This window comes from Trichlorobacter ammonificans, assembly GCF_933509905.1.
GTDB classification, from domain to species: domain Bacteria; phylum Desulfobacterota; class Desulfuromonadia; order Geobacterales; family Pseudopelobacteraceae; genus Trichlorobacter; species Trichlorobacter ammonificans.
In genome coordinates this window covers 2,506,130-2,520,176 of sequence record NZ_OW150024.1, presented here as the reverse complement: position 1 = coordinate 2,520,176, position 14,047 = coordinate 2,506,130, and the positions used below count along the sequence as shown (strand labels likewise).

Genomic DNA, 14,047 nt, shown 5'->3' with positions numbered 1-14,047 from the left:
CTGATAACGAACTAACGAACTAAAGGAAGACGTCATGCCGAATCCGTTTACACCCATCATACAAGGAATGAAGATCACCCTCTCGCATCTCTTCAAGAAGCCGATTACCCTGATGTATCCGGAAGAGAAGCCCAAGGTGGCGGAGCGTTTCCGCGGCCTGCACGCCCTCAAGGTTTCCCATGATCGCGCGAAATGCGTGGCCTGCTATCTTTGTCCCACGGTCTGCCCGGCCAAATGTATCCGGGTTGAAGCCGGTGAGGATGCGAACCACGACAAGTTTGCCGCAGTGTACGAGATCGACATGTTGCGCTGCATTTTCTGCGGGTACTGCGTAGAAGCCTGCCCGGTTGACGCGCTTAAAATGACCGGTGAGTTCGAGCTTGCCAACTATCGCAGGGAAGACTTTGTGTTCAGCAAGGAACGACTCTTAGAAAAGAAATAAAGGAGCGCAGTACATGGACATTTCAGCCCTCTTTTTTGCATTGGTCAGTATTGCGGCGGTTGTCTCGGCTCTGCTGGTCGTCACCTGCAAGAACCCGATCAATAGCGCCCTGTCGCTGATCCTGACCTTCTTCTGTATCGCGACCTTCTACGTCATGTTGCAGGCGCCGTTCATGGCCGTCGTTCAGGTCATCGTTTACGCGGGCGCGATCATGGTTCTGATCGTCTTTACCATCATGCTGTTGAACATCAGGTCGGATGCCAACAAGAAGTCGTTCCACAACAGCGCCCTCGGCACGGTCATCGGCATTATGACCCTGTTGACCGCAGGATCGTTCCTTGCCCGTGGCAAGGCATTCGAACTGGCCGGCCCGATTACGCCGAACATCATCAACCAGGTTGGCCATACCGAGTTGATCGGCGCAGTCATGTTCACCGAGTTCATTCTGCCGTTCGAAATCACCTCGATACTGCTGCTGTCTGCCATTGTCGGTGCTGTCATTCTGGCGAAACGAAATCTTTCCTAGGGGTTTATTGCTATGGATAACCTGTCGAACTATCTGATCCTCAGTGCGGTACTCTTCTCAATCGGTACCATCGGCGTACTGGTGCGCAAAAACGTGATTGTCATGTTTATGTGTATCGAACTGATGCTGAATGCAGTAAACCTCACCTTTGTTGCACTGTCCCGTCATCTCGGCAACCTTGACGGGCAGGTATTTGTCTTCTTCATCATGACGGTTGCCGCTGCCGAGGCAGCGGTCGGTCTGGCGCTGATCATAGCATTTTTCAACAACCGTGCGTCCATTGACGTTGATGATGCCAGCGCGATGAAGTGGTAGGCCGTACCCCCACCGGACCTGATTGAACGGATAGGAAAAGACGAATAAAGGAGTATCTCAATGTTTGAGAACGTGTGGCTGATTCCCCTGTTTCCCCTCATCGGATTTTTGATAAACGGTCTGCTGGGGAAGAAAATCAAGAATGAGACAGTAATCGGCGGTATTGCGACCTTGGCGGTGTTTGCCTCGTTTATCGTATCGTGCAAGACCTTCCTGGGGTTGATCTCGTTGCCGGAAAACGGCCGGGTTGTCGATGTCAAGCTCTTTACCTGGATCACAGCCGGGAACTTCAACGCTGACATTGCCTTCCTGATCGACCCGCTGTCATGCCTGATGATCCTGATCGTCACCGGTATCGGCTCCCTGATTCATCTCTACTCCATCGGCTACATGCACGGTGAGGAAGGATTCTACCGGTTCTTCGCCTACCTGAACCTGTTTATCTTCTCCATGCTGCTCTTGGTGCTGGGTAACAACCTGCTGCTCATGTTTGTTGGCTGGGAAGGGGTGGGTCTCTGCTCCTACCTGCTGATCGGCTACTACTTCAAAAAGAAGTCCGCTGGAGACGCTGGCAAGAAGGCGTTCGTCATGAACCGGGTCGGTGATTTCGGCTTCCTGTTGGGGATATTCGGGTTGTTCTGGTACTTCGGTCAGAATCATAACGTCTGGACCATCAAGTTTACCGAGCTGTCCCAGAATGCACACCTGCTGCCCACCGGCGGCGTGGTGACGCTGATCACGCTCTGTTTTTTCCTGGGCGCCACCGGTAAATCGGCTCAGATTCCCCTCTACACCTGGTTGCCCGACGCCATGGAAGGTCCGACGCCGGTTTCAGCCCTGATCCATGCCGCTACCATGGTTACCGCCGGTGTCTACATGATCGGCCGCATGAGCTACGTTTTTGTCCGCGCCCCCGAAACCATGGTTGTCATCGCAGTTGTCGGCGCCTGTACCGCATTGTTCGCAGCGACCATCGGCACGGCACAAAACGACATCAAGCGGGTGCTTGCCTATTCAACGGTTTCCCAGCTCGGCTACATGGTGCTGGCCATGGGTGTCGGCGCCTTTACCGCCGGTGTGTTCCATCTGATGACCCATGCGTTCTTCAAGGCCTGCCTGTTCCTCGGCTCCGGCGCCGTCATTCACTCCATGCATATTGCGCTGCACCATGTCCATTCTCACGACGATCCCCAGGATATGCGCAACATGGGAGGGCTGAAGAAGCATATGCCGCTGACCTTCCTGACCTTCCTGCTGGCAACCATCGCTATTGCCGGTATTCCCGGATTCTCCGGCTTCTTTTCCAAGGACGAGATTCTCTGGATGGCATTTGCCAACCCCCTGCACGGCGGACTGAACACGTTCCTCTGGGCGCTGGGAGCGATTGCAGCCGGCCTGACCGCCTTCTACATGTTCCGGCTGGTTTTCATGACCTTCTTTGGCGAGTGCCGTATCAAGGCAGGTGCGGAAAAATACCTGCATGAATCTCCGGCCGTCATCGTCATTCCCCTGATCGTTCTGGCGATCCTGTCGGTCATCGGCGGTTACATCGGTGTTCCCAAGCTGATCGGTGACGCTCTCGGCGGTATTCCCAACTATCTTGAGCACTATCTGCATCCGGTCTTTGCCAACGCCAACGCCTACATGGCAGCAAATGCCCATGCCGCTCATCACCACAGCCATGCGCTGGAGTGGGGGCTGATGGGAACCTCGGTGGTCATTGCCGTCATCGGTATCTCCCTTGCTGCCTATCTGTACGTGACGAACCCGACACTACCGGCCAAGTTTACCGCTGCCTTCCCGGCGCTGCACCGGGCGGTCTTCAACAAGTGGTATATCGACGAGCTCTATGACTTCGTGTTCGTCAACCCCTGCAAAGCGCTGGGCAGGTTCCTCTGGAAAGGGTTCGACGTTGTGGTGGTCGATGGTCTGGTGAACGGTGTTGCTCATGTCGTCATGTCCTTCGGTGGCGTCGTGCGCTACTTGCAGACCGGTCAGGTATACAGCTATGCATGGACCATGGCGTTTGGCGTGGTGGTCATCCTCGGCTACTACCTGTTCAAGTAACTTACAGTTCTTACTCTGTACAAAGGAGCAGATTCAATGAGTAACATTCTGAGCCTGATGACGTTTCTGCCGATTGCGGGGGTGCTGCTGCTGCTCTTTATCCCGAAGGAGAGCAAGGGCGTGCTGCGGACGGTAGCATTTCTGACCACTGTCGCCACTTTTGTGGTCTCCCTTCCCGTGCTCACCGGCTTCCAGACGATTGCGGACTTCCAGTTCGTTGAAAATGTGCCCTGGATAGCTGCCGGTCCCTTTGCCATGCGTTACCACGTCGGCATTGACGGTATCACCATCTGGCTGGTCATTCTGACGACCTTCATCATGCCGATTGCAGTCCTGTCCACCTGGACCGCCGTGGAGGACAAGGTCAAGGAGTACATGATCTGTCTGCTGCTGCTCGAAACCGGCATGCTGGGCGCCTTTATTGCGCTGGATCTGTTCCTGTTCTACATTTTCTGGGAAGTCATGCTCATCCCGATGTACTTCATCATCGGCATCTGGGGGGGCAAGAACCGCGTTTACGCTGCGGTCAAGTTCTTCGTCTACACCATGGTCGGATCGCTGCTGATGCTGGTGGCCCTGATCTATCTCTACTTCCTCGGTACAAAGACCGGTATCACTGATTTCAGCCTGGTGCATTTCTTCAGCCTGAAGATTGATCCAGCGACGCAAACCTGGCTGTTCCTGGCATTTGCTTTCGCCTTTGCCATCAAGGTGCCGATGTTCCCGCTGCACACGTGGTTGCCTGATGCTCACACCGAGGCACCTACCGCAGGCTCGGTCATTCTGGCGGCCATTCTGCTGAAGATGGGTACCTACGGCTACATTCGCTTTGCCATGCCGCTCTTTCCGGAGGCAACGGCACAGTTTACACCGCTGATCGCGGTGCTGTCGGTCATTGGTATCATTTACGCGGCACTGGTGGCGATGGTGCAGGAAGATGTCAAAAAACTGGTTGCCTACTCCTCGGTTGCCCACCTGGGCTACGTCATGCTCGGCCTCTTTGCCCTGAATGAGCAGGGACTGACCGGCGGTATGATGCAGATGATCAACCACGGTATTTCGACCGGCGCCCTGTTCCTTATCGTTGGCTTTATCTACGAGCGGCGGCATACCCGCCTGATCAGTGACTTTGGTGGCCTTGCCAAGCAGATGCCGATCTTCACGGTCATCTTCATGATCGTCACGCTGTCGTCCATTGCCGTGCCGGGAACCAACGGATTCGTGGGTGAATTCCTGATCCTGATCGGTGCGTATGAGAGCAGCCTGCGCTGGTACGCCATCATCGCCACCAGCGGCGTCATTCTGGCTGCGGTTTACATGCTCTGGATGTTCCAGCGGGTAATGTTCGGTGAGCTCGATAACCCGAAGAATCAGAAGCTCGATGATCTCAATGCCCGTGAAATCGCCATCATGGTTCCGCTGATTGCCCTGATCTTTGTTATCGGTGTCTATCCCAACCCGTTCATCGAGAAGATGACGCCGTCCATCAAGAAGGTCATCGCCCAGACCAAGCCCCAGCAGAAGCCGGTACAGGTTGTCATGCCCGAGGCACAGCCCGCCATGACGGAGCCGGTCGCAACGCCGCAACCTGCTGCTCAGCCGGCAGCGCACTAGTCTCTACCGTTTCAACGTTACTGGAGGACAGTTAAATGGAAATCAATGTGGCCCAACTTTTTGCGACGATTAACCTGGCGACCATCATGCCGGAAGTCATTCTGTCTATCATGGCTATGGTGCTGCTGCTGGTTAATGTCTTTGTTCCATCCAGGCAAAAAACGTATCTGACCTGGCTCTCGTTACTGGGCATCATAGGTGCGGGATGTTCTGCTGCCAGCGGGTGGGGTCAGAATATTTCCAGCTTCAGCGGTTCGGTGGTTCTCGACAACTTTGCCATCTTCTTCAAGCTCACCTTCCTGGTGTCCGCGGGACTGGCAGTACTGATCAGCGATCAGTACATGGAGCGGGAAAACTGTAACCATGGCGAACTGTATCCCCTGATCCTGTTTGCCACCACCGGTATGATGCTGATGGCGTCCGGCACCGATTTGATGACCGTTTTCCTCGGTCTGGAGCTGATGTCGATTACCCTGTATGTGCTTGCCGGATTCCATCGCGCAACCCTTAAATCCAACGAGGCCGGCTTGAAGTATTTTCTGCTCGGCTCCTTCTCAACCGGTTTCCTGCTCTACGGCATGGCGTTGATTTACGGCGTTACCGGTACGACCCGCATTGCTAAGATCGCTGCTACCATCGCGCAGACGGGAATCGATCAAAGCAACACCCTGCTGCTGGCCGGTATGCTCCTCATTCTCACCGGCTTTGCCTTCAAGATCGCCGCTGCTCCCTTCCACATGTGGACTCCCGATGTCTATGAAGGGGCACCGACACCGATGACCGCCTTCATGTCCGCCGGTCCCAAGGCTGCCGGTTTTGCCGCCTTCCTGCGTCTGTTCCTGGTGGCGTTCCCGACGTTGATGGTCCAGTGGACCGAGCTGCTCTGGATTCTCGCCGTACTGACCATGACCATTGGTAACCTGACGGCACTGCGCCAGGATAATATCAAGCGGATGCTGGCTTACTCCTCCATCGCGCATGCCGGCTATGCATTGGTCGGTTTTGTCGCCGCCAACGCCACTGGCACCACCGGTATCCTTTTCTACATGCTCTCCTATGCCTTCATGAACATCGGTGCCTTTGCCGTGATCGTGCTGGTTGGCAAGCAGGGCGAGACAAACGGTACGGTACAGGATTTCGCCGGGTTCGGTCACAAGCGTCCGCTGCTGGCAGCCGTCATGTCGCTCTTCCTGTTCTCACTGGCCGGTATGCCTCCTACCGCCGGCTTCATCGGCAAGTTCTACCTCTTTTCCGGCGCTCTGGAGCAGGGCTACCTCTGGCTGGTCATCATCGGCGTGCTGAACAGCGCTGCCTCGGTCTACTACTACCTGCGCGTGATGGTCTACATGTACATGAAGCCTGCCGATGAAGAGTTCGACTGGGTACGCGTAGGCGCGCCCGTGTCCCTTGCGCTGGTTATATCCGTCGCTGGTTCGTTGATCCCGGGTATTGTTCCCTCGCTGCTGCTCCAGTTTGCCCAGCAGGCGGTAAAGTTGATCTGACGGTGTTACACGGTTTGGCTTTTACAGGCGGCGTTCCTTCCCAGGACGCCGCTTTTTTATGTCACCTCGGTCAAACTTTAGTTTAATGGTAAAATTTTAGTTGCATTAAAAATGATCGCTCTTGTATGACTAGAACGTCACGAAGGCAGAGCTATTCCCCGCGGATTGGGTGAGGTATATGAGCAGCAAGAAAAAGATGGTCATATCGCAGAAAACCATGGAGCTGGACGTGGTCAGAAAAGTGGAGGCATTGTCCGGCACTTCGGTCCGGCGCTGCTTCCAGTGCGGCAAATGTTCGGCCGGTTGTCCCATGGCGACCTTCATGGACCACCCCCCCAACCGGATCGTGCGGCTGCTGCAACTGGGGCAATGGCGCCGGATTCTGGAAGGTCGCTCCATCTGGTACTGCGCCTCCTGCGAGACCTGTTCCAGCCGGTGTCCCAACAAGGTGCACCTTGCTTCAATCATGGACGCGCTGCGCAAGCTCTCCTGGGATTACGAAGGGCCGTCCAAGGAAAGCTACGTCCAGCTGGCCAACAAGCTGTTCTTGGACAATATCCGCACCTATGGCCGGCAGTATGAGATGCGTCTCGCTGCCGTCTTCAACCTGAAGAGCGGCAAGCTGCTCAAGGACTTCATGCTCGGGCCCAGGCTGCTCACCAAAGGCAAGCTGAAGATGTTTCATCAAAAGAATAAAAATATGAACGAAATCGAGAAAATCTTCCAACGGATCGAAGAGATGCGCAAGAAAGGCGAGGCCCTATGAGTTCGCTCTCCTACGCCTATTATCCCGGCTGTTCCCTCCACGCCTCGGCGGGAGAGTATGATCTCTCGACCCGGGAACTGTTTTCCGCGCTCGACGTGGAGCTGACCGAGGTACCGGACTGGTTCTGCTGCGGCGCAACACCGGCTCACAATGTTGACGAACTGTTGTCGCTCTCCCTCTGTGCCAAGAACCTGGAGCTGGCCGAACAGGTGTTCGGCGATGTGGCCGTTGCCTGCGCCGCCTGCTTTTCCCGGTTGAAGTTCACCCAGCACACCCTTGAAGAGAACGAGGCCAAGCGCCGGCAGGTGGAGAAGGCGCTGGATGCCCCGCTCAAACTCGACCGAAACGTCAAGCACCTGCTGGAGATCCTGGCGCGGGATTACGGGCTGGAGAAGCTGACAACCAAGGCGTCGCGACCCTTGTCCGGCCTGAAGGTGGCCTGCTACTACGGCTGCCTGCTCACCCGTCCGCCCGAAGTACCCAACCTGGACTGCGTGGAAGCCCCCACCATCATGGAGCAGGTTGTCGAGGCTGTCGGAGGAACGGCAGTGCCCTGGAGCCATCGCCTGGAGTGCTGCGGCGCCAACTTTACCCTTTCCCGCCCCGGCGTGGTGCTGCAGCTGTCCAACGCCATCCTGGAGTCGGCGCGGGACGCGGGAGCCGACTGCATCATGGTGGGCTGCCCCCTCTGTCACGGCAACTTGGACATCCGCCAGAAGGAGATCGAAAGCGCCCACTACACCACGTACGGCCTGCCGGTGTTCTATATCACCCAGCTGGTGGGCATGGCCTGCGGGCTTACGCCGGACCGGCTGGGACTCGAAGCCCTGATTGTGGATCCCATGCCGCTGCTCAAAGAGAAAGGGTTGCTGTAGATGTCACGAATCGGCGTATTTGTCTGCCATTGCGGCGAGAACATATCCAGGACCGTTGATGTGGAGCGGGTGGCTGCCGAGGTCGGGAAGCTGCCCGGCGTGGCCTTCGCCACCGACTACAAGTACATGTGCTCCGACCCGGGGCAGGGGCTGCTGAAAAAGGCCATCCAGGAGCAGCGTCTCTCCCATGTGGTGGTTGCCGCCTGTTCTCCCCGGATGCACGAGAAGACCTTCCGCAAGGCGGTGGAGGCGGCGGGACTCAACCCGTTCCTCTGTGAGATGGCCAACATTCGCGAGCACTGCTCCTGGGTTCACGAGAACAGGGACGAGGCCACGGCAAAGGCGATAGAAATCGTCGGCATGATGGTGGAGCGGGTCAAGAAGAACCGGGTGCTCCCCACCATCACCGTGCCGGTCACCAAGCGCTCACTCGTCATCGGTGGCGGTATTGCCGGTATCCAGGCTGCCCTGGATATAGCCGACGCCGGCCACCAGGTGGTGCTGGTGGAGCGGGAGCCGTCCATCGGCGGCCACATGGCCCAGCTTTCGGAAACCTTCCCCACCCTGGACTGTTCCCAGTGCATCATGACCCCCAAGATGGTGGATGTTGCCAATCATCCCAATATTACCCTTCACACCTTCAGCGAAGTTGAGCAGGTGGACGGCTACATCGGCAACTTCCAGGTCACCATCCGCAAGAAGGCCCGCTCGGTTGACGAGCAGAAATGCACCGGCTGCGGGGTCTGCATGGAGAAGTGCCCCATCAAAAAAATCCCCAACAGCTTCGACTGCAACCTGGGGATGCGGCCGGCCATCTACGTGCCGTTCCCCCAGGCCGTGCCCAACACCCCGGTCATCGACCGGGAACACTGCACCAAGTTCAAAACCGGCAAGTGCGGCCTCTGCCAGAAGGTCTGCGGCCCCGGCGCCGTGGATTACGAGCAGGAGGACCGGCTGGTGGTGGAACCGGTGGGAGCCATCGTGGTGGCCACCGGCTTTGACCTCTATAACATCAGCGAAAAGCCCAAGGGCTCGTTTATCAAAGGGTACGGCGAGTTCGGCCACGGCAAAATCCCCGATGTCATCGACGGCATGACCTTCGAGCGCCTGGCCTCGGCTTCCGGCCCCACCGGCGGCAAGATCCTGCGTCCCTCCGACGGCAGGGAGCCGAAACAGGTGGTCTTCATCCAGTGCGTCGGCTCCCGGGCGCGGGAAAAGGGGATCTCCTACTGCTCCAAGATCTGCTGCATGTACACCGCCAAGCACACCATGCTCTACAAGCACAAGGTGCATGACGGCCAGGCCTATGTCTTCTTCATGGATGCCCGGGTGCCGGGCAAGAGCTACGACGAGTTCTGGCGGCGCGCCATCGAGGAGGAAGAGGCGGTCTATGTCCGCGGCATGGTCTCCCGGTTGTACCAGAAGGGGGACAAGGTCGTGGTGATGGGCAGCGACATCGCCGTGGGGGTGCAGGTGGAGATCGAGGCCGATCTGGTGGTGCTGGCCACGGCGGTGCAACCGCGGCCCGGCGCCGACCTGCTGGCCCAGAAGCTGGGGATCTCCTACGACAAGTACCACTTTTACTCCGAGGCCCACGCCAAGCTGCGTCCGGTGGAGTGCGCCACCGCCGGTATTTATCTGGCCGGGGCCTGCCAGGGGCCCAAGGATATCCCCGATACCGTCTCCCAGGCATCCGCCGCCGCCGCCAAGGTGATGACCCTCTTTGCCAAGGACAAGCTGGAGCGGGAGCCGATCGTGGCCAAGGTCAAAGAGGCCGGTTGCGTTGCCTGCTTCTACTGCAAGAAGGTCTGTCCCTACGGCGCGGTGGAGGAGAAGGAAATCCGCGACCGCCAGGGGAATCTGGTCAAGGTGGTGGCCTACGTCAACCCCGGTGTCTGCGGCGGCTGCGGCACCTGTCAGGCTACGTGCCCGTCCAAGTCGGTGGAACTGGACGGCTACACCGATGAGCAGATCGTGGCCATGATTGAGGCGCTCTAAAATCGGACAGGTCCGACCGGTCAGACTTGTCCGACTAGCCATACAAGGGAATTACGAATGCACCCTGAAAAACAGAAACACGACTTCGAACCGAAGATCATCGCCTTTGTCTGCACCTGGTGCACCTACGCCGGGGCCGACCTGGCCGGCACCAGCCGCATGCAGTATCCGGCCAACGTGCGGGTGCTCAAGTTTCCCTGCACCGGCCGTATCGACCCGGTGTTCATCCTCAAGGCATTCCAGCAGGGGGCCGACGGCGTGCTGGTGTCCGGCTGCCATCCCGGCGACTGCCACTACATTGCCGGTAATTTCCATGCCCGGCGCCGTTTCGCCGCCTTCCGCAAACTGCTGGAGTTCGTCGGCGTGGACCTGAACCGGTTGCAGTTTTCCTGGGTCTCCGCCGCCGAGGGGGGGAAATGGGTGGAGGTGGTCACCGAACTGACCGAGCGGGTGCGCGCCATGGGACCGATGCGGGAGTTCCGGGAGCTGGCCCTGGAGGAACAGTGGTCCGGGGCCATCGACACGCCGGAACTGCAGGAAGCTTATAACCAGATTTAGCAGGTTGTTGAAAAACAGCCATCTCGCCGCCGTCCTCGAAACCATCCTTGTGCGGCGTAGCGCAGCTACGCCTCCTCGGGGGGGCTCCGGGTGCGACGATCTGACTATTTTTGAACAACCTGAGTTTTTCGACAACCCGTTAGGGATACCGGAACCGTTTATGACTACCATCGATACAACCATCTACAGCTCCATCAGCGAAGCGATTCGCGAGGAGGCGCAGCGGATTCTCGCCGACGGCGCCGTCTCCGCCGTGGTCGGCTACGCAGCAGCCCGCCGTACCGGCGCGACCCAGCCGGTGGTGATCACCAGTGCCGGGGATGCCTCCCGGCTGATCTTCAGCGAATCCTGCGTCAATAACCTCGCCGTTTACCTGACCAAGGCCAAGAAGGAGATCCCCAAGACCGGCCGGATCGGCATCGTGGTCAAGGGGTGCGACCTGAAGGCCCTGGTGGGGCTGATGGGGGAGTCGCAGTTGAAGCGGGAGGATCTGTACCTGATCGGGGTTCCCTGCGTCGGGGTGCTGGCCTCCACCATCCGGCCGGATTCGCCGCTGACCGGGGAGAACATTGCGCCGAAATGCCGCGAGTGCGACGTCCACCTGCCCGTGGGCTGTGACTTCCTTCCCTCCCAGCAGGCGACGCCCCCCCGACTGGAGGCCCGTTACAGCGCCGAGATCGCCCGGCTGGAGGCCATGTCCCCTGCGGAGCGGTGGACCTATTGGAAAGAGCAGTTCAGCAAGTGCGTCAAATGCTACGCCTGCCGCCAGGTCTGCCCGTTCTGCTTCTGCGAGCAGTGCCTCTGCGACCGGAACAAACCCCAGATGGTGGAGACCACCCCCCGACCTGCCGGGAACTTCGCCTGGCACGTGGTGCGGGCCATGCACCTGACCGGCCGTTGCGCCGGTTGCGCCGAGTGCGAGCGGGTCTGCCCCATGGATATTCCGCTCAACCTGTTGAACCGCAAGATGGCCAAGGAGCTGAAGGAACTGTACGCCTACGAGGCCGGTCTTGAGGTCAACGACACGGGTCCCCTGGCCACCTTTACCGAAAAGGACGACCAGAGCTTCATCAAATAAGGACGAACCGCTGCCGGAACGGCAGTGAAAAGGTTTTCCATGCACACCTTCATCTCAGCACATAATCTGAACACGTTCCTGAATACCCTGATTGCCGCCGGTACGCGGGTGGTGGCTCCTCGGCTGAACGCCGGCACCGTCCTGTACGAGCCGCTGCAGAATGCCGCGGAACTGGTCCTTGACCAGCTGCCCCGCCGCTCCGGCAAGGAGGCGTTCTTTCCCCTGTGCGAGGATATCATGTCCTACCGCAAGGAAGGGCAGCAGGTGACGCTGCAGACCGTCGATCCCGCCCTGTTTCCGGAAACGGTGCTGTTCGGCGTGCGCCCCTGCGACGCCGCCGCCGTGCCGGTACTGGACGCGGTCTTCTCCTGGGACTACCAGGACGAGTTCTTCCTGGAACGCCGCCGCAAGACCACCGTCATCGGCCTGGCCTGCACCAGTGCCGACGATGCCTGCTTCTGCACGGCCGTGGGGCTGTCGCCAGCCGCCACAGCCGGAAGTGATCTGTTTCTGACACCCATGAGCGGCGGCGGATACCGCTGCGCTGCCTGCACCGAAAAAGGGGAGGCGCTGCTGCAGCAGCATCGGGGGCTGTTCTCCCCGTCATCGGACCACGAGCCGCTCCCCCTGGCCGAACCGCAGGTGGAACGGATCGACCTGGCCAGGGTCAAGGCCTGGCTGGACACGCACTTCGAAGACCCGGCCTGGGACGGCATCGCTACCCGTTGCGTCGGCTGCGGCCTCTGCGCCTTTGTCTGCCCGGCCTGCCACTGTTTCGACATCGTGGACGAAGGGACCGAGAAGGCCGGCAAGCGGCGCAAGAACTGGGATGCCTGCGGCTTCTGGAAGTTCACCCATCACGCCTCGGGCCACAACCCCCGGGACCAGCAGCCCAAGCGCTACCGCAACCGGATCATGCACAAGTTCAAATACTACGACGACAAGTTCGGCCAGACCCTCTGCACCGGTTGCGGCCGCTGTATCCGCCTCTGCCCGGTGGGGATCGATATCGCCGCCATTGTTGACGAAATCAGCACAAAGTAGGGAGCCATGGAACGATTCATCAACTGCGATCGGGTGGCGGCGGCCCAGATGACCACCCCGGAAGATAACCCGCTGGTGAGCGACAACAGCCGGATGATGGATGTCTGGTTCGACGGTGCCGTGGTCAGGAAGCAGCTCTTCAAGAAGGTGGCCAGGGCGGAGCAGGAGGCCTTTATCGCCGAGCTGAAGCAGCGGGGCTTTGTGCAGTCCGGCAACCTGCTGGTGAACCCGCGCTCGGTGCTGTTTGCGGAAATGGAGCACCAGTTGGTGGGTGGGCTGGTGACCATCGGCTTCGGCGACAACAACCGGCCGGTGGAGCTGAAGGTCAAGGGGCCGGCGTTTACCGAGCTGGCCGCCAAACTTGGCGGGAAGGAAGCAACCTGATGTGTTCGAACAGTAGCGCGGGCAGCAATATCTATCTTCCCCAACTGGCCACCGTCGAGGAGATCATCGACGAAACCCCGGATGTGCGCACCCTCAGGCTGGTATTTCAGGATGAGCAGTTGCGCGACAGCTTCAGTTTCCGGGCCGGTCAGTTTGCCGAATACTCCGCCTTCGGGGCAGGGGAATCCACCTTCTGCATCGCTTCATCCCCCACCCGGCAGGGGTACATTGAGTGCTGCTTCCGCTCCGTGGGGCGGGTCACCGAGGCGCTGCGCCGCCTGGAGGTGGGAGACACCATGGGGGTACGCGGCCCCTATGGCAACTCCTTTCCCGTCGAGCAGTTCTTCGGCAAAAACCTGGTGTTCGTGGCCGGCGGCATCGCCCTGCCGCCGCTCCGCACCCTGATCTGGAACTGCCTGGACTGGCGGGACAAGTTCGGCGACATCACCATCGTCTACGGGGCGAGGACCGAGGCGGACCTGGTCTACAAGCGGGAACTGACGGAGTGGCAGGAGCGCAGCGACGTGCGGCTGGTCAAGACCGTGGACCCCGGCGGCAACGGCCCTGCCTGGGACGGCAAGGTGGGATTCGTCCCCACCATCCTCGAAGAGGCGGCCCCGTCGGCGGAGAACACCATCGCCCTGGTCTGCGGGCCGCCGGTCATGATCAAGTTCACCCTGCCGGTGCTGGAAAAACTCGGCTTCAGCGACACCCAGGTCTACACGACGCTTGAGAACCGCATGAAATGCGGCCTGGGCAAGTGCGGCCGCTGCAACGTGGGCAATGTCTACGTCTGCAAGGACGGCCCGGTCTTTACGGCGGCCCAGGTGAAGGCCATGCCGCAGGAGTTCTGATAGCGCTTTCGGTTCGCGCTCCGC

Annotated in this window: 14 protein-coding genes; all 14 read left to right on the top strand. The window is 59.1% G+C overall.

Annotation, left to right across the window (positions count from 1 at the left end; translation table 11 throughout):
- Positions 1–34: 34 nt before the first annotated feature.
- The 14 genes from RAK07_RS11540 to RAK07_RS11475 all read left to right on the top strand — a co-directional run bounded on the left by RAK07_RS11540 (position 35) and on the right by RAK07_RS11475 (position 14,023).
- Positions 35–442 (top strand): NuoI/complex I 23 kDa subunit family protein, encoded by a 408-nt coding sequence (locus tag RAK07_RS11540; protein ID WP_305732984.1) that lies wholly within the window; start codon positions 35–37, stop codon positions 440–442.
- A 13-nt stretch (positions 443–455) separates the two neighbouring features.
- Positions 456–968, top strand: coding sequence for an NADH-quinone oxidoreductase subunit J (locus tag RAK07_RS11535; RefSeq protein ID WP_305732983.1), 513 nt, complete (start codon positions 456–458; stop codon positions 966–968).
- A gap of 12 nt (positions 969–980) precedes the next feature.
- Positions 981–1,283 (top strand): NADH-quinone oxidoreductase subunit NuoK, encoded by a 303-nt coding sequence (gene nuoK / locus RAK07_RS11530; RefSeq protein ID WP_305732982.1) that lies wholly within the window; start codon positions 981–983, stop codon positions 1,281–1,283.
- A 60-nt stretch (positions 1,284–1,343) separates the two neighbouring features.
- The gene (gene nuoL / locus RAK07_RS11525; RefSeq protein WP_305732981.1) at positions 1,344–3,350 is read left to right on the top strand and encodes an NADH-quinone oxidoreductase subunit L; all 2,007 of its coding nucleotides are present in this window, start codon (positions 1,344–1,346) and stop codon (positions 3,348–3,350) included.
- 36 nt (positions 3,351–3,386) lie between these two features.
- Positions 3,387–4,964 carry an NADH-quinone oxidoreductase subunit M gene (locus RAK07_RS11520; RefSeq protein ID WP_305732980.1) on the top strand — a complete coding sequence of 526 codons (1,578 nt, stop codon included), beginning with the start codon at positions 3,387–3,389 and terminating at the stop codon, positions 4,962–4,964.
- Between the two features lie 35 nt (positions 4,965–4,999).
- Positions 5,000–6,466, top strand: a complete 1,467-nt coding sequence (locus tag RAK07_RS11515; protein WP_305732979.1) for an NADH-quinone oxidoreductase subunit N — start codon at positions 5,000–5,002, stop codon at positions 6,464–6,466.
- 178 nt (positions 6,467–6,644) lie between these two features.
- The gene (locus RAK07_RS11510; RefSeq protein ID WP_305732978.1) at positions 6,645–7,232 is read left to right on the top strand and encodes a 4Fe-4S dicluster domain-containing protein; all 588 of its coding nucleotides are present in this window, start codon (positions 6,645–6,647) and stop codon (positions 7,230–7,232) included.
- Entirely contained in the window at positions 7,229–8,107 is an 879-nt protein-coding gene (locus tag RAK07_RS11505; RefSeq protein ID WP_305732977.1) for a CoB--CoM heterodisulfide reductase iron-sulfur subunit B family protein, read from the top strand. Before RAK07_RS11510 ends, RAK07_RS11505 begins: the two co-directional genes overlap by 4 nt.
- Positions 8,108–10,105 (top strand): CoB--CoM heterodisulfide reductase iron-sulfur subunit A family protein, encoded by a 1,998-nt coding sequence (locus tag RAK07_RS11500; RefSeq protein WP_305732976.1) that lies wholly within the window; start codon positions 8,108–8,110, stop codon positions 10,103–10,105.
- 57 nt (positions 10,106–10,162) lie between these two features.
- Complete coding sequence (locus tag RAK07_RS11495; protein WP_305732975.1) at positions 10,163–10,663, top strand: hydrogenase iron-sulfur subunit; 501 nt, start codon at positions 10,163–10,165, stop codon at positions 10,661–10,663.
- Positions 10,664–10,823: 160 nt separating this feature from the next.
- The gene (locus RAK07_RS11490; protein WP_305732974.1) at positions 10,824–11,741 is read left to right on the top strand and encodes a ferredoxin family protein; all 918 of its coding nucleotides are present in this window, start codon (positions 10,824–10,826) and stop codon (positions 11,739–11,741) included.
- A gap of 39 nt (positions 11,742–11,780) precedes the next feature.
- Complete coding sequence (locus tag RAK07_RS11485) at positions 11,781–12,785, top strand: 4Fe-4S dicluster domain-containing protein (protein WP_305732973.1); 1,005 nt, start codon at positions 11,781–11,783, stop codon at positions 12,783–12,785.
- 6 nt (positions 12,786–12,791) lie between these two features.
- Positions 12,792–13,169 (top strand): hypothetical protein, encoded by a 378-nt coding sequence (locus RAK07_RS11480; protein WP_305732972.1) that lies wholly within the window; start codon positions 12,792–12,794, stop codon positions 13,167–13,169.
- The gene (locus tag RAK07_RS11475; RefSeq protein ID WP_305732971.1) at positions 13,169–14,023 is read left to right on the top strand and encodes an FAD/NAD(P)-binding protein; all 855 of its coding nucleotides are present in this window, start codon (positions 13,169–13,171) and stop codon (positions 14,021–14,023) included. The genes RAK07_RS11480 and RAK07_RS11475 overlap by 1 nt, the downstream gene beginning before the upstream one ends.
- Positions 14,024–14,047 lie beyond the last annotated feature (24 nt).